Annotated in this window: 14 protein-coding genes; 8 read left to right on the top strand and 6 right to left on the bottom strand. The window is 62.9% G+C overall.

Annotated elements, in window-relative coordinates:
- Positions 1 to 130: 130 nt before the first annotated feature.
- The 5 genes from AC1DH3_RS14210 to dnaA form a co-directional block, all read right to left on the bottom strand.
- Positions 131 to 688, bottom strand: coding sequence for a DciA family protein (locus tag AC1DH3_RS14210; RefSeq protein WP_476909585.1), 558 nt, complete (start codon positions 686 to 688; stop codon positions 131 to 133).
- Positions 685 to 1887 carry a DNA replication/repair protein RecF gene (gene recF, locus AC1DH3_RS14205; RefSeq protein WP_476909584.1) on the bottom strand — a complete coding sequence of 401 codons (1203 nt, stop codon included), beginning with the start codon at positions 1885 to 1887 and terminating at the stop codon, positions 685 to 687. The genes AC1DH3_RS14210 and recF overlap by 4 nt, the downstream gene beginning before the upstream one ends.
- A 22-nt stretch (positions 1888 to 1909) precedes the next feature.
- Entirely contained in the window at positions 1910 to 2794 is an 885-nt protein-coding gene (gene gnd, locus AC1DH3_RS14200) for a phosphogluconate dehydrogenase (NAD(+)-dependent, decarboxylating) (protein ID WP_441419133.1), read from the bottom strand.
- A 126-nt stretch (positions 2795 to 2920) separates the two neighbouring features.
- A complete protein-coding gene (dnaN, locus tag AC1DH3_RS14195; protein WP_175323034.1) occupies positions 2921 to 4045 on the bottom strand; it encodes a DNA polymerase III subunit beta in 1125 nt (374 codons plus the stop codon).
- A 589-nt stretch (positions 4046 to 4634) separates the two neighbouring features.
- Positions 4635 to 6056 carry a chromosomal replication initiator protein DnaA gene (dnaA, locus tag AC1DH3_RS14190; protein ID WP_441419134.1) on the bottom strand — a complete coding sequence of 474 codons (1422 nt, stop codon included), beginning with the start codon at positions 6054 to 6056 and terminating at the stop codon, positions 4635 to 4637.
- A gap of 466 nt (positions 6057 to 6522) precedes the next feature.
- Between dnaA and rpmH the strand changes: the two genes are divergently transcribed.
- From rpmH to AC1DH3_RS14150, 8 genes are all read left to right on the top strand, one after another.
- The gene (gene rpmH, locus AC1DH3_RS14185) at positions 6523 to 6660 is read left to right on the top strand and encodes a 50S ribosomal protein L34 (protein ID WP_003800212.1); all 138 of its coding nucleotides are present in this window, start codon (positions 6523 to 6525) and stop codon (positions 6658 to 6660) included.
- A 41-nt stretch (positions 6661 to 6701) separates the two neighbouring features.
- A complete protein-coding gene (gene rnpA, locus AC1DH3_RS14180; protein ID WP_476909583.1) occupies positions 6702 to 7112 on the top strand; it encodes a ribonuclease P protein component in 411 nt (136 codons plus the stop codon).
- Positions 7105 to 7512: a membrane protein insertion efficiency factor YidD gene (gene yidD / locus AC1DH3_RS14175; RefSeq protein ID WP_476909582.1), complete on the top strand. Its 408-nt coding sequence runs from the start codon at positions 7105 to 7107 to the stop codon at positions 7510 to 7512. The genes rnpA and yidD overlap by 8 nt, the downstream gene beginning before the upstream one ends.
- Positions 7513 to 7528: 16 nt before the next feature.
- Positions 7529 to 8503: a membrane protein insertase YidC gene (gene yidC / locus AC1DH3_RS14170; protein ID WP_441419136.1), complete on the top strand. Its 975-nt coding sequence runs from the start codon at positions 7529 to 7531 to the stop codon at positions 8501 to 8503.
- Complete coding sequence (locus tag AC1DH3_RS14165; RefSeq protein WP_476909581.1) at positions 8503 to 9114, top strand: Jag family protein; 612 nt, start codon at positions 8503 to 8505, stop codon at positions 9112 to 9114. The genes yidC and AC1DH3_RS14165 overlap by 1 nt, the downstream gene beginning before the upstream one ends.
- 17 nt (positions 9115 to 9131) lie before the next feature.
- Positions 9132 to 9782 (top strand): 16S rRNA (guanine(527)-N(7))-methyltransferase RsmG, encoded by a 651-nt coding sequence (gene rsmG, locus AC1DH3_RS14160; protein ID WP_441419138.1) that lies wholly within the window; start codon positions 9132 to 9134, stop codon positions 9780 to 9782.
- Between the two features lie 85 nt (positions 9783 to 9867).
- Positions 9868 to 10935 (top strand): ParA family protein, encoded by a 1068-nt coding sequence (locus AC1DH3_RS14155; RefSeq protein WP_441419139.1) that lies wholly within the window; start codon positions 9868 to 9870, stop codon positions 10933 to 10935.
- Positions 10936 to 11002: 67 nt separating this feature from the next.
- Positions 11003 to 12325, top strand: coding sequence for a ParB/RepB/Spo0J family partition protein (locus tag AC1DH3_RS14150; RefSeq protein ID WP_476909580.1), 1323 nt, complete (start codon positions 11003 to 11005; stop codon positions 12323 to 12325).
- Positions 12326 to 17794: 5469 nt separating this feature from the next.
- Here AC1DH3_RS14150 and trxA read toward each other — a convergent pair.
- A complete protein-coding gene (gene trxA / locus AC1DH3_RS14145) occupies positions 17795 to 18121 on the bottom strand; it encodes a thioredoxin (RefSeq protein ID WP_441419141.1) in 327 nt (108 codons plus the stop codon).
- Positions 18122 to 18153: the final 32 nt, after the last annotated feature.

Below are 18153 nucleotides of genomic sequence, written 5' to 3'. Positions count from 1 at the left end.
CTCCGGTTGGGTTCCTATACGCGTCCGGGGCGTTGGAGCGCCCTACACGGCGCTTGCGGATTTTTCAATAGTCTTGGAAGAAGTGCTTCATACCCGGCGGTGCTGACTGGACCGCGGACCGCGCCGCGGGCTATCCGTAGGTGTCGCGCGGGCCGCGGCCGTTGACCGTCCGGGCACCCTTGCGCCAGCTTGGCGCCGCGGGACCGAGCACCTGAATGCTGGTCACGACGCCCTCACCCAGTTCTATGCGGAATTTTTCCAGCAGACTCAAGCTGAGCAGGCGCAGCTGGGTGGCCCAGGCCGTGGAATCGCAGCGCACGTGGAGGGTCGTGTCGGTAAAGCTCTCCGGTGTGCAGTGTGCGGAAATTTCCGGTCCCACCAGGGCCGGCCATTGCGCCATTACGGAACCGACAGCCACAGGTGAGCTCCAGCCCCGTTCCGCGACGAGCCGTCCCACCACCTTGCCGAGCCCCAGCGGGTCCCGTCCGGTGCCGTGGAACTGGCTGAATCCGCGGGTGCCGGCACTGCGGGCCGGCTTTTGGGTGCTGCCCGGCCTTGGGGGCGCCTTCCGGCGGATTTCTCCCCGGGCTGCCGCGGCATCGCGCATCCGGTTCAAAGCTGCCTGGGCGGCGTCGATGTCATCGGGGTCGCGGCCCGGCTGCAGGCCGCCGTCGGTATCCTTATTCATCGCTTGTCCGGCTCATCGATTCCTCCCGGAATGACCTTCACCCGCCGTCCGGCCAATTCTGCCGGGATGTCCTCCTCGACGGCGGCGGTCACCAGGACCTGTTCCGCGCCGGATACTATTGCCGCCAGTTTACGCCGCCGCTGGACGTCCAGTTCGGCAAAAACGTCATCAAGGATCAGGATCGGCGCGGAGCCGCCGGTGCGTGCGTCGTCCAGCATCACATAGTACGAGGCGAGGCGCAGGGACAGGCACATGGACCACGTTTCCCCGTGCGAGGCATACCCCTTGGCGGGTGCCTGCCCCAGGACCAGTTCCAGCTCGTCGCGGTGCGGGCCCACGAGCGAGATTCCGCGTTCCAGTTCCTTGCGGCGCGAGGCCGCGAACGCTTGGATGTAGCGTTCGGTGAGTTCCTCCACACTCAGCCGGCGGAGGTCCTCGAGGCTGGCCGGGGCGTCAGCGGCTCCGCCCGCTGACGCTTCGCCGTCGTCGTCGAGCACCCCCTGCAAGGTGGAGCGGTAGACCGCTCCGGCCTCCTTGGACCCGTCAGTGAGCTGGGCGTAGGCGTTCTTAAGATGCGGCTGCAGCAGTTCCACCAGCTCAAGCCGGGCGTGCAGGAGTTCCGCTCCGGCCCGAGCCATGTGCTGGTCCCAGACATCAAGCGTTGCCTCGTGGCCGGCGGTGAACTTGCCGGAACGGCCGGATTTGAGCAGCGCGTTGCGCTGTTTCAGCACCCGGTCGTAGTCGCCGCGCGTGGCGGCGTGCCGGGGAACGAGACTGACCAGGAGCTCATCCAGGAAACGGCGCCGGTTGGACGGATCGCCCTTGACTAGGGCGAGGTCTTCCGGGGCAAAGAGAACCGTCTGGCAGATCCCCAGGATGTCCCTGGCCCGGACCGGGTTGCTTCGGTTGATGCGTGCCCGGTTGGCGCGGCCGCCGTTGATTTCCAGCTCCAGCACGGTGGACTGTTCGCCGCGGACCAGTTTGGCGCGGATCATTGCACGCTCGCTGCCGAACCGCAGCAGCGGGGCATCGGTGCTGACCCGGTGCGAGCTCAGCGTGGCCAAGTAGCCGATGGCTTCCATCAGGTTGGTCTTGCCGATGCCGTTGGAGCCCACAAGCACCGTGACACCGGGTTCCAGGCTGAGGTCAACCTGGGCGTAACTGCGGAAGTCTGTCAGCGAAAGTTGTTCGAGGTACACGCCGGTTGCAGGATTCCAGGGACTACTTGGCCGGCCGGGTGGCGTGGCCGCCGAACTGGTGGCGCAGGGCGGACACCATCTTCATGGCAGGCGAGCTGTCTTCGCGGGAGGAGAAGCGTGCGAACAGCGCCGCCGTGATGGCCGGGGCCGGCACCGCGTTGGCAATGGCTTCCTCCACCGTCCACCGTCCCTCGCCCGAGTCCTCGACGTAGTCGTCAATGGATTCCAGTCCGGGATCCTCGTCCAGGGCTTTGACCATGAGGTCCAGCAGCCAGGAGCGGACAACGGTGCCCTTCTGCCAGGCCCGGAAGGTGCCGGGCAGGTCGGTCACGATGTCCTTCGCCGCAAGGAGTTCGTAGCCTTCCGCATAGGCCTGCATCAGGCCGTATTCGATGCCGTTGTGCACCATCTTGGCGTAGTGTCCGGCGCCGACGCCGCCCACGTGCACGAAGCTGTCCGCGCGGTCGCCTTCCGGGCGGAGTGCGTCAAAGACCGGGAGTGCCCGTTCGATGTCGGCAGGATCACCGCCGGCCATCAGTCCGTAGCCGTTCTGCAGGCCCCAGACCCCGCCGGACACCCCGCAGTCCGCAAAACGGACGCCCTTTTCGGCCAGCGCAGCCGCGTGCTTCTGGTCCTCAGTGAAGCGGGAGTTGCCTCCGTCGATCACCAGGTCACCGGCGTCGAGCTTGTTGCCGAGTTCGCTGATGACGGCGTCGGTGATCTCGCCGGCGGGAACCATGACCCAGATCAGACGCGGCGCCGGCAGTGCGGCGATCAGCTCGTCAACGGTGGCCACGTCGGTGACATCCGGATTGCGGTCGAAACCGGTGACCTGGATTCCACCCTTGCGCAGGCGTTCGCGCATGTTGAAACCCATTTTTCCAAGGCCGATCAGTCCAATGTGCATAGTGCGGGTTCTCTTTCTGCATTGGGTGTCGGTTGTCGATTTGGGGCCCAGAACGACAACAACTGCCTGGGCCCACGCCGCCAGGGTTCCCTGGCCGAGCTTGCGAGGCGAGGGTGGCGGTGGGGACTAGTTGGGCAGACGGACCGGCATGACCAGGTAGCGGTAGTCGTCCTGGTCCTCGCCGTCGGCGTCCTGCTGGGCGGTGATCATCGCCGGCTTTGGCGCTGTGGTGAAGGAGAACCGCACAAACTTGGTCTCGATGACGCTCAGGCCCTCGATGAGGTAGTGGGGGTTGAAGGCCACGGTGATGTCTTCGCCGGTCAGCTGGGCTTCGAGCTCTTCTGAGGCCTGCGCGTCTTCACCGGTTCCGGCGTCAAGGTGCAGCTGTCCCTGGGTGAAGGCGAGCCGGACCGGGGTGTTGCGTTCGGCCACAAGCGAGACGCGGCGGACGGCCTCGACCAGTTCCTGGGTCTGCACGGTGGCGTGGATCGGGGTGGAATCCGGGAACAGCGACCGGATTTTCGGGTAGTCGCCATCGACCAGGAGCGACGTCGTGGTGCGGCCGCCGCTCTCGAAACCGATCAGCCGGCTGTCGTCATCGGCGAGGGCGAGGTTGATATCGCCGCTGCCGCCGAGTGTCTTGGCCACTTCGTTGAGGGTCTTGGCTTTCACCAGGGCGCTGGTGGAGATGCCCGGAGTTGCGGGCTTCCAGGGCACTTCGCGCATGGCGAGGCGGTAGCGGTCGGTGGCGAGCAGCGTGATGAGGTCGTCCTCGATCTCCATCCGGACGCCGGTGAGAATGGGCAGCGTGTCGTCCTTGCTGGCCGCGATAATCACCTGGGAAACGGCCTGCGCGAACGAATCGCCTGGCACGGTGCCACTGATCGGGGGCAGCGCGGGCAGCGGCGGGTATTCCGCCTCCGGCATCGTGGCCAGGTGGAAGCTGCTCCGGCGGCAGGTCAGGGTGACTTTGTTGCCGTCGGTTTCGATTTCGACCGGGGCGGAGGGCAGGCTGCGGCAAATGTCCGCGAGCAGGCGGCCGGAGACCAGGATCGTGCCCTCGGTGGTGATGTCAGCCGGGATTTCCAGGCGTGCCGAGGTCTCGTAGTCAAAGCTGGAGAGGCTGACAGTGCCGGCTTCTGCCTTGAGGAGCAAACCGGAAAGCACGGGAACAGGCGGCCGCGGAGACAACGACCGGGCGGTCCAGGTCACGGCTTCGGCCAGGACGTCCCGTTCGACTCTGAACTTCACGGAAGGGTGCCGCCTTTCATTGCTGCTGACAAAAGCTAAAACTCACAGGGCCATGGCGGCCCCGGCGCGCTGCCGGATCCGCCAAAAAGGTAAGTGCATGCACTCCAGGTCTTTCTCCGCCGCTGTCCGTTTCCGGGTTGCGAATGACAAGAGAGTGTCCGGGACGGACGCACTGCAGACAGCTTAGCCCCAAGATCCTAGTTCTCCCATCCCCGGGTTACACCAGTGTGGTTCCGGAGCGGGCTCCCGGGCCAGGCTTCCGGAGGGCCTGTGCTGGCCGGTGGGGGGTCGGAAGGAAACTGTTGTTTGAGGGAATTTCATTTTCTTGGGATTAGTAGTGTTAATAACTGCTGTGGAAACTGTGGATAACTCGGTCTGGCCGTGCGTTTCCGGGGTTAAGCCCTGTTCATGGACTGTGGGTGGAGCAGGTTTTAAACAGGGTGTGGATGGGGACAACATTTTCGGGCGTTGCGCCGATCCACAGGCGCCTTAAGGGTTTTAAGCCCATTAACCGCGGTTGTCCCCTTAAGTATCCACAGGGTTGTCCACAGGCCCCTGTTAATAAGGTAAGAGTGCGCGGCGCCGATACTCAGGAATTGCGCTGCTGCTGCTTGATCCGGTTGGTCAGTTCAGTCACCTGGTTGTAGATCACGCGGCGCTCCGCCATCAGTTCGCGGATCTTCCGGTCCGCGTGGATGACCGTGGTGTGGTCGCGGCCGCCGAGCTCCTGGCCAATCTTGGGCAGGGACATGTCGGTGAGCTCCCGGCACAGGTACATCGCGATCTGCCGCGCGGTGACCAGGGTCCGCGTGCGGGACTTGCTGCAGAGTTCTTCCATGCTGAGCTTAAAGTAGTCGGCCGTCTGGGTGAGGATCTGCGCAGAGGTGATCTCCTGGGCGCCGTCGTCGGTGATCAGGTCCTTGAGCACCATTTCGGCCAGGGCCACATCCACCGGCTGCCGGTTCAGGCTCGCGAACGCCGTGACCCGGATCAGCGCACCCTCAAGTTCGCGGATGTTGCTGGAGATCTTCGAAGCGATGTACTCCAGTGCGTCGTCCGGGGCGGACAGGCCTTCGCTCAGCGCCTTCTTGCGCAGGATAGCGATGCGAGTTTCCAGTTCCGGCGGCTGGATGTCGGTCAGCAGGCCCCACTCGAAGCGGGACTTCATGCGGTCTTCGAAGCCGGCGAGCAGCTTGGGCGGCTGGTCGGAGGTGATGACGACCTGCTTGTTGTTGTTGTGCAGGGCGTTGAAAGTGTGGAAGAACTCCTCCAGCGTCCGGTCCTTGCCGGCCAGGAACTGGATGTCATCGATCAGCAGGACGTCCACGTTGCGGTAGGTGGTCTTGAAGCTGGTGCCTTCATCGTCGCGGATGGAGTTGATGAAGTCGTTCGTGAATTCCTCGGAGTTCACATAGCGGACCCGGATGCCGCTGTAGAGCCGGCGGGCGTAGTGGCCGATCGCGTGCAGCAGGTGGGTTTTGCCCAGACCTGAGTCCCCGTAGATGAACAGCGGGTTGTACGCCTTGGCAGGCGCTTCGGCGACGGCGACGGCGGCCGCGTGGGCAAAGCGGTTGGAGGAACCGATCACGAAGGTGTCGAAGACGTACTTCGGATTGAGCCGACCGAATTCGTGGGAAGTGCTCGGCAGCATTGGCTGCGGCTTCAGTTCCACCATGGGGTCGGCGACCAGGGACAGTTCGGCCGTTGGTTCGGGCTCGACATGCAGTGGCACCAGATCGGTGTCGACGTCGATCGCGCAGCGGATTTCGTCGGAAAAGACATCCCGCAGGGCGTCGTCGAGGGCTTCCTTGACCTGGGTCTGGAGCACCTCGCGGGTGAGTTCGTTGGGTACGGCCACCAGCAAGGTTGAGCCGATCAGCCCCTGGGCCTGGGCGAGGATCACGAAGCCACGCTGCCGGGGAGTGACCCGGTGGTCGTTCTCAAGAAGGCTGACAACCCGCCGCCAGGAACTTCCGACGGTGTTTGCTTGGTTGGCTTCGTCTACCGTCATCAATCAGTTCCTCAAACCTTGCTTGCCTGCGTTACCTGCAGCCACGAGGCCTGAACCAGACTGCTGGCCCCGGCTTAATCCACAGGGTTGTGCACAGTCCGTGGATAATCGGCTACTGGGACACTCTAGGGGATGAAAAGACTAGAAGATAGCTGGGATCAGCCCTGTGGATAATTACACTGGTGTGGTTCCAAATGCGGGGGCGTGACCCACTTCATCCACAGGCTGGCGACCGGGTTAACCACAGCTGGGGACAGGCGGCTGAACACCTCCCGGTTTGACTCTGGGGGCGCTTTTCCCCTAACGTTGTGAAGTCCTTTGTGTCCGCTTTTCGCCTCATTGAATCTCTCCCCGACGCCTGCGTCTTGCGAGTCGAGGGTAGCGGCACATACAAAACTTAGCGTCGGCCAGTTCTTCCCCTTTTTTGATCGGGTGGGCGCACCTTTGATCCACTGGAGTAACTAACGTGAGCAAGCGGACTTTTCAGCCGAATAACCGCCGTCGAGCCAAGAAGCACGGCTTCCGCCTTCGTATGCGTACCCGTGCCGGCCGTGCCATCCTGGCAGCCCGTCGTGGCAAGGGCCGCACCGAGCTGTCGGCCTAAATAACTGACTCGTCGGTCACCATCCCTATGCGAGTTGAACGGTGCTAGCCACCCGGAACCGTCTGAGGACCCCTACCGATTTTTCAACAACTGTACGTTCCGGCGTCCGCAATGGACGCCGGAACTTAGTGTTATATACGGCAGCTCTCGCTGCCGATGAACCAAGCCGGATCGGTTTCATCGTTTCCAAGAGTGTTGGGAACGCTGTTGTCAGGAACCTCGTTAAGAGGAGACTAAGAGAAGCCGGCGCCTTGTCGCTGCAGAAATATCCCAGCGGGTTCGCTATCGTGGTCCGGGCACTGCCCGCCTCTGCGGCCGCCGGCTGGGATGATCTGTGCAGCGACTATGACGCCGCTTTGGAGACGACCATGAAACGCTTGGGCAGCCGCCTTCCACAGGCCGCTTCTACAGTTTCTTACGAGATAACACAGGAAGGGACCCCGCGTGCGTAACTCGACTGCCGCCGTCGTCCCTGTTTCTGAATCCCGCGTCAAAGCGGCCGTAGCCTGGCTCGGCCTTGCGGTCTGGAACCTGCCCCGCAACATCTTGATCCTGCTGCTGATGGGCTACCGCAAGGTAATCTCCCCGCTGTACGGGCAGGTTTGCCGTTTCTTCCCAAGCTGTTCGGCGTATGCGCTTGAGGCAATCACGGTGCACGGCGCCGTCAAAGGCAGCTGGCTCGCCGCCCGGCGCCTCGCGCGCTGCCACCCATGGAATTCCGGCGGTGTGGACCATGTCCCCGCCGGGCATCGGGAGTGGCCCGATGGCCACACCCCCAGAATTGTTGTGCTGAACAACCCGGACAAATACCTGGCTGCTCAGTCTGATGGAGAAGGCCGCTCGGCGGCCTGACGAATAGGGATATCGTATGGACTTCTTTGAAACAATCATGTTTCCGTTCAAGTGGCTGGTTTCCATCATCATGGTGGGCTTCCACGACGGACTGAGCGCCATCGGCCTCCCGGCCGCCAACGGCTGGACCTGGACGCTGTCCATCATCGGGCTGGTGCTGGTTATCCGCGCCGCCCTGATTCCGGTGTTCGTCAAGCAGATCAAGGCCCAGCGCGGCATGCAGCTCCTGCAGCCTGACCTGAAGAAGCTCCAGGACAAGTACAAGGGCAAGACCGACCAGCTGTCCCGCCAGGCCATGGCGCAAGAACAGATGGCCATGTACAAGAAGCACGGCACCAACCCGTTCTCGGCCTGCCTGCCCATGCTGATCCAGATGCCGTTCTTCTTTGCTCTTTTCCAGGTGCTGTCGGGCATCAGCAACGCCAAGACCACCGGCAAGGGCATCGGCGCGCTGAGCCACGACCAGGTGGTGCAGTTCGACGAATCCAGCATTTTCGGCGCTCCGCTTTCGGCATCCCTGCTGCACGGCGGTGGCGGCAACCAGATGGCGGTCTGGATCCTCTCGATCGTGATGATCCTGGCGATGACAGCCTCGCAGTTCATCACCCAGAAGCAGATCATGGCGAAGAACATGTCCGAAGAGGCCATGGCGAGCCCGTTCATGAAGCAGCAGAAGATGATGCTGTACGTCCTGCCGCTCGTCTTCGGCGTCGGCGGCATCAACTTCCCCATCGGTGTCCTGATCTACTGGACCACCACGAACCTTTGGACCATGGGCCAGCAGTTCTTCGTGATCCGCCGGATGCCGACGCCGGGCTCGCCCGCCGCGAAGGCCCTGGCCGAGCGCCGTGCCGCCAAGGGACTGCCGTCCCTGCCCCTGATGGGTGCCAAGAAGGCCGACGCCGAGGCTGAAGCGGCCGCCGCGGCGGCCGCCGTCGCCGCGAAGAGCCAGCGCATCCAGCCCCAGCGCAAGAACAGGAAGAGGAAGTAATGTCTGCCGAGAGCACCGAACACGCTATTTCCGCCGAAGCCCCCGATCAGGACACTTTCCAGGACGACGTGCAGGTAGACAGCCCCCAGGAAGCCGGGGACGAGTCTCAGGACGCCGCTGCCGGTTCCGGAAAGGGCACCTCGGCAAGCCGCCTGGAGGAAGAGGGCGACGTCGCCGCGGACTACCTCGAGGAGCTCCTGGACATCGCCGACATCGACGGCGACATCGATATTGAGGTCCGAAACGGCCGCACCTATATCTCCATCGTTGCCGAGGAAGACTCCTCGGGACTGGAGAGCCTCGTTGGCGCCGACGGCGAGGTGCTCGAAGCCCTTCAGGAACTCACCCGCCTTGCGGTGCTCTCCGCCACGGAGAACCGCTCCCGCCTCGTGCTGGACATCAACGGCTACCGTGCCGACCGCGCCGGTGACCTGCAGCAGATCGCCGAAGACGCCATCGCTTCGGTCAAGGAAACTGGCAAGTCCGTCGCGCTGGCACCGATGAGCGCGTACGAGCGCAAGATTGTTCACGACGCCGTTGCCGATCTCGGATTCGTCAGCGAATCCGAAGGCGAAGGCGCTGACCGGCACATCGTTGTCTCCGCAGACTGAATCCGCGGAGTAGCTTGATGGTGGAAATTACCGCGGCCGAACTGAAGGCCGCAGAGTCTATTTTTGGCGACCGGCTTGAACTGGCAAAACGCTACGTTGAGCACCTGGCCACGTCCGGCACCGAACGCGGGCTGATCGGGCCCCGCGAAGTGCCCAGGTTGTGGAGCAGGCACGTGCTTAACTGTGCCGTTATTGAACGCGAGATTGCCCAGGGAAGCCACGTTGCCGACGTCGGCAGCGGGGCCGGGCTCCCGGGTCTTTGCCTGGCCATTGCGCGGCCGGACCTGGAACTAACGCTGATCGAACCGCTGGAGCGGCGGGTGATCTGGCTGCAGGAAGTCGTCGATGACCTGGGGCTCGAAAACGTCACCGTGATGCGGACCCGTGCGGAACTGGCCGTGGGCCACGTGAGCGCCGACGTCGTCACTGCCCGGGCTGTTTCTGCCCTCTCCAACCTCGCCGGACTCACCATTCCGCTGCTCGGAGGCAAGGGCGAGGTCGTCGCCATCAAGGGGCGTAGCGCCGGCGAAGAGATCGAGAAGGCCGCCAAGGTCATCCGGAAACTCGGCGGGGTGGAGACCTCTGTTGTGATCGTCGGCGAAGACCTCCTCGAGGAACCCACGACCGTAGTCCGAATCGTTGTGAACAAGCCTCGAAAGATTGCGTAGCACCCGCCCGGTGCCCTCGGTCTTGTTTAGGAAGAGGTTAGGCTAGTAACCGGCAGCAAAAGCCGAATGAGAGCGAGAGTGTCAAGTGAGCAGTAGCGAAGCCTCCACACAACGGATCCCCCCGTTTGTGTCCCTGGGGTCAGCACGGGCCTTTTCCGCGCCCGCGGTCGCTCACAATATCTCGTCCAAACAAGCTAAATCGGTTGCGGACGTCACTGTCGCCGCCGGCGTTTCACGTGAAACCTCCGTCGCGTCCGTCGGCAACGTCTTGGACTCGATCGACGATTCCAGCCCGATTGCCCGCGAGCTTGCGCATGAGAACAAGCGTCGGGAACGACTGCTGGGCCGTGAACTGCCGAAGCCGGAGAAGACCCGCATCTTCACCGTGTCCAATCAGAAGGGCGGGGTGGGTAAGACAACCACCACGGTCAACATCGCCGCTGCCTTGGCTGCCGCTGGCCTGAATGTGCTGGTGATCGACATCGATCCGCAGGGTAACGCCTCTACCGCCTTGGGTATAGAACACCACGCCGACGTCGACAGCATCTATGACGTCCTCATCAACGATGTGCCGCTGCAGGACGTCGTGGCACCGTGCCCGGACATCGACAAACTAATTTGCGCGCCGGCCACCATCCACCTTGCCGGCGCTGAGATCGAGCTCGTCAGCCTGGTTGCCCGTGAGCAGCGCCTCCGGCGGGCCATCGATGTCTACGCCAAGGAACGCGCCAAGAACGGCGAGGAACGCCTCGACTACATCTTTATTGATTGCCCGCCGAGCCTGGGACTTCTGACAGTCAACGCCTTCTGCGCGGCCGGTGAGGTCCTCATCCCGATCCAGTGCGAGTACTACGCCCTTGAGGGACTGAGCCAGCTGCTCAAGAACATTGAAATGATCCAGAAGCACCTCAATGCCGATCTGGTGGTCTCCACCATCCTGCTGACGATGTACGACGGGCGTACCAACCTCGCGGCCCAGGTGGCGGCGGAAGTCCGTGAACACTTCCCGGAGCAGGTGCTCGGGGCTGTGGTTCCTCGGTCGGTGCGAATTTCCGAGGCGCCGAGCTATCAGCAGACCGTGATGACCTATGATCCTTCCTCCAGCGGCGCTCTTTCCTATTTGGAAGCCGCAGCGGAAATTGCTGAACGTTAGAATCTTCTCAACATTGCACTAGCCAGAGCCGGGTAAAGCCGGGCTCTTCCACTGGAGGGATTTATCCATGAGCGATAAGCGACGCGGCCTTGGCCGTGGACTTGGCGCACTGATTCCAAGTTCCGCCTCGGCTAACGCCTCCGGAAGCGGTTCTGCCCCGTCCCGGCCGGTGGATCTGTTTTTTCCTGAGGCCAGGAAGCGGACCCCCGACGCAATGCTGACGGAAGAGACCCCGGAAGCGACGGAAGCCGCTGCAGACAAGACGACGGCGTCTTCTTCTGCGACCGCTGCCGCGGCTACGGCTGCCCCGGACGAAACTGCCGGCACGGACAAAACCGCTGCGCCGGCTGGAAAGCCTGAGCCGGTTCGCTCCGGGACGAAGACTGCGACGAAGCCTGCGACAAAGAACCAGCCTGGCCCGGCCCAGACCGGCGGCGCGGCTGCGAAGAAGGCCGCAGCGCCCAAGGACTCCGCAGCCCGGAACGACTCCCCGACTGCGGGTAAGACCGACTCCCGGCCGATGCCCGCGGCGGACGCGGTTGCCGATGACAACGGCGTTGATCTGATTGAAGTTCCTGGCGTCCGTTTCGCGGAAATCCCTGTTTCGGACATCCACCCCAACCGCAAACAGCCGCGCTCCGTCTTCGATGAGGACGATATGGCGGAGCTGGTGCACTCGGTTCGTGAAATCGGCGTGCTCCAGCCAATTGTGGTGCGTACATCAACCGAAGAAGGTGGCGAACCCTACGAGCTCGTCATGGGTGAGCGCCGCTGGCGTGCCGTACAGGCCGCCGGACTCGACACCATCCCGGCGATTGTCCGCGACACCACTGATGATGACCTGCTTCGTGACGCCCTGCTCGAGAACCTCCACCGCAGCCAGCTGAATCCCCTGGAAGAGGCTGCGGCGTACCAGCAGCTGCTGGAGGACTTTGGAACCACCCATGAGCAGCTTGCTGATCGGATCGGCCGCTCCCGGCCCCAGGTCTCGAACACCCTCCGCCTGCTGAAACTCCCGCCGCTTGTTCAGCGTCGTGTAGGCGCCGGCGTGATTTCGGCCGGCCACGCTCGTGCCCTCCTTGCTCTTCCTGACGCCGCTGCGATGGAACGGCTTGCCCAGAAGATCGTGGCAGAGGGTATGTCGGTCCGCGCCACGGAAGAGGCTGTGACGCTGTACCAGAGCCCCGCTGCGCCGACGAAGAACAACATCCCCCGTCCGGGGGCACGCCACGAACGACTCGATTACCTGGCGTCGTCGTTGTCCGACCGCCTGGACACCAATGTGAAGATTTCCCTGGGGGCCCGTAAGGGCCGCGTTAGCATCGAATTCGCTAGCGTCGAGGATCTGAACCGGATCATGGACGTTCTCACCCCTGGGGCACCGAGCTAACTCTCAGCACATTTGCTCAAGATGGGGCCTGTTTCACGTGAAACAGGCCCTTTTTTGTGTGTTTGCCGGCATTCAGTTGCTCGAGACTCCTTTCGGGGCAACCGTTCGTTTTGTGCGCACTCGGTGTTCGAGGTACGGATCGTCCACCCACAGATACCTGCCGACGCTGGCGGGGCCGGCCCGCGGACCCCTCTCGGCCCTCCCGTGGCCCCGCAGGGCCCGTCGGTTCCGCTTGTGGAGCCCCGCGTGTGCTCGGCGGCAGCTGGGACGTCTCCATTGCCCTAGAGGGTGCTCCGGGGTGGTCTGTGCTCTGGGATGGTCTCAAGTACGGGCCAAGGTGCTGCAGAACGCAGGATGCATTGCAGAGCGGAGCAACGTACCTAAAGCGCTTGCGGGGCGCGAGTGATGGTCTCTATAGCGCCTTCGGTCGTTCATCGGGCCCGGTTGTCGAGCGCGCCGGCCAGGAGGCTGTCCCCTTGCATGCACAGCAACGTGCCGCAATGACCTCAGCTGGCAGGTGGAGGGTTTACGTATTTTCGCGGGCCCATACAGAATGTTTCACGTGAAACCACGTGGGACGAGACGGGCAATGTAGCCGCGATGCGCGCAGTCCCGCAGTGTGGGACGAACGGGGCAAGGCGGACCACCAAAAGTACCGCTTTGGTGGCACTTTCGGCAGTATGTCGCAACGCTAGCAAGTCCTGTGTGGGCGGGTGGCAATAGTTGGATACGCCCAAGTCGCACCAACGGCCCCGGTGTGGTAGCTACGAGCCGATCACATGGCCGGATCGGCGTCCTGCCGTCCTTACGAGCTTGTTTTGGCCTCCCGATGGATGCCATGATGGGGGCTCAACCGCAGCGGCTTGCCTGTTTGATTGTCTTGCTGTTGTTCCCCTAGCAGCCCAACTTGGGCATCTCCGTTGCGTTGCTCGGTCCACGTTGGGCGGCTGGCGCAGCCTCCTAACCGCAGTAGTAGTGAGCCGCGGTCGTTCTCGCCGGCAGTCACAGCTCACGGTAGGAGCGCCGCGGAGGGGATCGGACGTTGGCCGCCGTCGCTCCATTATCTTCGGGTGTTTCACGTGAAACATTCCGAGGGTGCGGACTCCCAATAACGAGGGCTGGATCAGGTTCGCCGACGACATTGTGTCGGTTGATGGAATCACGCCAACGGAAACTATCCCCGCAAGTCTGAGTGGCACCACGTTGAGGGCGGTTTGGACTTAGCGCGGCCCGAGCTCAGCCGAGAAAGGGCCCCGATGCCGCATTGGGGCCGGGTACCGTGCTCAATCGCGTCTGCACTCCCCCTCCCGTACCGGAACCTGGGTATGCGTTAGTGTTCGTCGAATGTCGGTGAGCATGGCTCAATCCGTCGAGGTGGCGCCCAAGCGCCTGGGCTGCGACCTCTTGGCTGGCCGCATTAGACATGCGCCAACCCACGGACCCGGCCTTGGGAGATGCATTTGCGCCGGCCCAAGGACCCGGTGGTAGGAGGTGCGTGCGTGGCGCCGAACGAACCCCGCCGCAGGAAAAGCTTTTCGGCGGTATGGGGTCGCGCGTGTCGTGAGACCTCACCGGCCCTACCGCGTGCTCTTCCTGGCCATGACAAAGCTCCCCACTCCGCCGGTAGACGGCAGGTGGCTGCTGACTTCGCTGGATCGTCCAGTACGGCAGGCGGAGATGCCCGGATTCAGGCAGCAGCTGAGCCTCCCAGGCGCAGTGGCGACCCGTGGTGACGGCACAGACTGGATGTGTGGGACGATGCTGCGCGGTGTGCGGGGCAGTAGCTATTGACTCCCCCGTCCTCCCCCTCGCACCGTAGACTGTCCCGTCGACCAGCCGCGACGCCGGGTCGAGCGTCAATGTGGCATCCGGCCGGAGCGGGAGCAATGCATCTCTTAGACACCCTCCTGGCACGGCCGGGCATATTCCTGGATCGGGTATATCCGCTGTGAGTCGGTCGGCTTTCCTCGATGCGGGCTGCGAAGCCATCGTAGGTCCACTCTCCCCAATGCCGTTGCCGGCAGGGCTAGTGCTCTACTTGATAGCTCTCCGGTCGGAGATTCCACTGCTGGCGGTGCACCGGCACTCGTCGCAGGCTGTAACTGGAGCGGTGGATATCGCTGTGGATAACTTTGTGGATTAGTTCCCGGCGTCAGTGGACAGTGGGACCTGGAGGCAGGTCTGCGTCTTGGCCACATAACGCGCCGGTCGATGGCCCGCCGTGTTTGGCCATATTGTTTCACGTGAAACACAGCGCTCCACATGCGGTCGCCACGGATGAGGACCGAAAATGCTTATAAAATCCACATAGTCTGGTTAAATTTACGGCCGTCCAGCGCAATGCTGAGTGGTGAAGCAGGCCGTCCGATGTCTCCGGATCTGGCGTGCTGAAAGCAGGGTGCCTGTCGACGCCTACTTTTGAGCCTTGACAGCCCAGAGGCTGGTGCCAAAGGCCCTGTGGATAGCGCTGTGCGTAATGTCTCAGTGCTCTGTGGATAACTGTGTGCATAACTTCTGTGGGGAAGAAGCTGTGAACTCGCTCGTTCCCTCTCACTCAACACCCGGTCAGTACTACAGCGATCGGGATCTCAAGATCATGGGCAGGCCCAGCCAGGTAGGACAGCGTCCGCAGCTGCTGTCCCAATTCGATCGTAGGGACGCTCTCGGTCCCGTAGGGGCTATGACAGATCGTGGGACCCCGCCCGGCAGGAACGGTCGCTTCGCCATGGGTCCTACTGCACACGGACACTCCAGCCCTCGAGCACGGTTCCTGCGCTCGTACCTCTCTGGGCTGGCCATTTGGCGGAGGGGTTGCCACGGCTTCCGCCCAAGGATGACGTCCTCCCCAGTGTCTGGCGTCGTGTACTTGCTTCCCGAGGAGCATGTGAGTCCCGTGCCGGCCGCGTACGCGAGGGCGCACTGGGCGGTGCCCGCGCTGTTGCTTCGCCGTACAGAAGTCCTCCGGGAGCAATTCAATGCACGTCGTCGGGCTGGCGTCCGGGCCCGTGCCGGAGGGCCGCAGTCGCCCAGCTGACGAGAGCGATCCGGGCCTGCACTTGTCCTGGTGAGCTTTCGGGCCTGGCTCCCGGTAGTGGCCATAGTCTTCTTCGTTGAGTCCAGATTCTGGCTGCGAGATTTGGTATAGATCGTCGGACTATAACGGCCGGTCGATTGGTTTGAGTCAGACCGCGGATCCCTCACGGTGCTTGCGAACGCAGGTAGCCAAGCGCCAAAAATGCCTTCCGCAGCCACCACGGCCCGCTCTCCGGGGTGTCGCCGGAAATCATTGCGCCCCCCGCCTTCCGATCATGTCCGTCCTGTCAGCGGGCCTTCCCCAGAGTTTGCTGCCCGAGTGGCAGGCCAGCGTCATATCCCCATCGATAGCCTTGCGGTGAACGTAGCGCCTGCCAGGGTGCGGATGGTGCTGCGCAGGAATGGGACCGAACTGCCCGTAGTCCCCTGGCGCCGAGGGCAGGTGCCTTCCCGGCAAGATATTCATCCGCCTATCCAAGGAGCTTAGGAGGTGTCGAACGTAGGGCGGTCGCTTGAGCGCTACCACCTCGAAGCTGACCGGTAGCCGGAAGGCGTCTTCGGCGATTCATCGTAGAGGCTGTGCGTCGTGGAATGCGTTTGCTGGCGGACCTATGGCGGCTGCTCGTCACTGCCCCGGCGGAGACCCAGTGGGTGGAAAAGAACTGCCAAGGGGTTCCTAGGCGGTGGTAGTGGGGGTGGGCGAGCGGGGGTTTCACGTGAAACATCGTCGGACGGGCTGAGCGTTGGGAAGCGGTGGGATGCCTGTGATCGGTGCTGAGGTACTTCCGCAGCGCGGAGGGAAGGAAGGTCGATGGCCAGTTTGCTGCGTAGACGGGTCCCTACGCTGGGTGTTTCTTGTTTCGTTTTCGCTGGCGTTTGGCGGCATCTCATGGAATGGGACCGCGAGACGGCGGCTGGCTAGGAGCTGCATTGCGGGTGAGCGCACGGTGCCACCACGCGCCCGAGGTCCCCATAGCGGGGTATCGATAGTGAACTACCGTTACAGCTCAAACAGAAGAGCGGAAGGATGTAGGGTTGCTCTCGTTCTGGGGTAGCGGCGACAGATTGTTCGACGTGTCCGAAGGATCATGTTTCACGTGAAACATGATGCGGCGGCGTGGAACGTGCATTGATGCAGTAAATGGGCCCGGCGCTAGGATCTCGGTCCTGTGCGATCGTTTATCAACACCTTCATCAGGGATACAGATCGCCCTATCCACGCTCCAACCGGCGGAATGCTCGCGTGCGGTGACACTGTGTTGAGATGCAGCTGCGGCAATTTTGGACAGCATCTCTGTCCCCTTCCAACGTCCTGGGGCCCTGTGCACTAGGGGCCCTGCAATGCACGGTTTCGAAGGTGGCGCTGGCGAAGACGCGCAAACACGGAGCCTCTCGGAACCAGCAACCGGTCAACGGTTTCACGTGAAACATGACTATGCCCGGCGGCGGTAGCACATCAGGAAGGGCGGGGACCGCGCAAGTTTAGATCTTCGACCCAATACAGCTATGAAGATCGGTACAAAGGGGCCAATCCCGACCCGGATTGGTTTCTTTTGCACCACACCCGCCCCACCGGCACGTGAAGTTCGTGTTTCACGTGAAACATTGCGCACGGCGCACGAATTCGTACCGCGCAATGCGGGAAGCGCTCCATTCACACGAGTCACCAAGCACACTGCTGATCTAGCCGGAGGATGCCGCAGCTTGACGTCGCGCAGCTCGGGGTCGGAGGCGCCGACACAACATTGGGATTCCGAGCCCGCGCGGTCGGCCAGCCACTGCCGGCCCCCCGGATGAACCATTCGAACAGCAATATCGCGCCTACCCCTGGTAGGGCCCGGCACTTGCACAGAATCTGGTGCTATATTGGCCAAAGCAATCGCATCAAACAACGGAATAGTGTTGCTTTCCAGCAGCAGGCCCAAAGATCGTCACAGAGGCGGCGTGGGACAGGCCCGGGCCGGTCCGGAGGTACACAGGCGATCTGGTCAAAAGGGGCAGCTCAGGCGGCGGCAGGCAGCCCTGCCCAACTCGGGCATGCACCCGGCGGTCTAGTCCGCCCGGCCGCCCAGTGAGCCCGACGGACTAGGCTTGGTGCAGACTCGGCCCGGCCATCCAACGGCCGACCTGGTCCTCTGTCCGCCCACTCCCCGCCCGCCCGGGCATCTACCTGCCGCCAAGACTCCGTGGCATAAGCCCATGCTCTTGATCGCCGCACGCACCCAAGTAATTGCTCCGTCCGGCACGCAGCCGCAGAGTGGGTTACCCCGTCAGGCGCGGCCTCCCGAGCTTCGGCCCTTCAACCCGGCTGGCCGGCACAGGACAGTGCGGAGCCCGCAGTGCCGGGAACCAGAAAACGCTGGCCCCTACTCAGTGAGTGGAGGCCAGCGTTACGGCCGGCCCCATAATCGGGCCGGCCGGGACGTTCGTTACAGGCTAGGACAGCACGTCTGCGAATTCCTTTTCAAAGAACTGCTTCGGCCTGGCGCCGATGACTGTGCTCTTCACTTCCCCACCCTGGAACAGGTACACGGCCGGGATGGAGGTGATGCCGTACTCAGCAGCGATGGCCGGGTTGTCATCGACGTTCACCTTGACGACGTTGACCTTCTCGCTGTACTCGACCGAGATCTCGTCGAGGATCGGCCCAAGCTTGCGGCAGGGACCGCACCATTCGGCCCAGAAGTCCACGATGACGGGCTTGTCGGCTCCCAGCACGTCGGTGCTGAAGCTAGCGTCTGTTACATCTTTAGCGTTGCTCATAACCTTGTCTTTCTCTTAGATGCTTGCCGTTC

The organism is Arthrobacter sp. 05L428, assembly GCF_056397665.1.
This window is presented reverse-complemented; position numbering and strand designations above follow the sequence as displayed.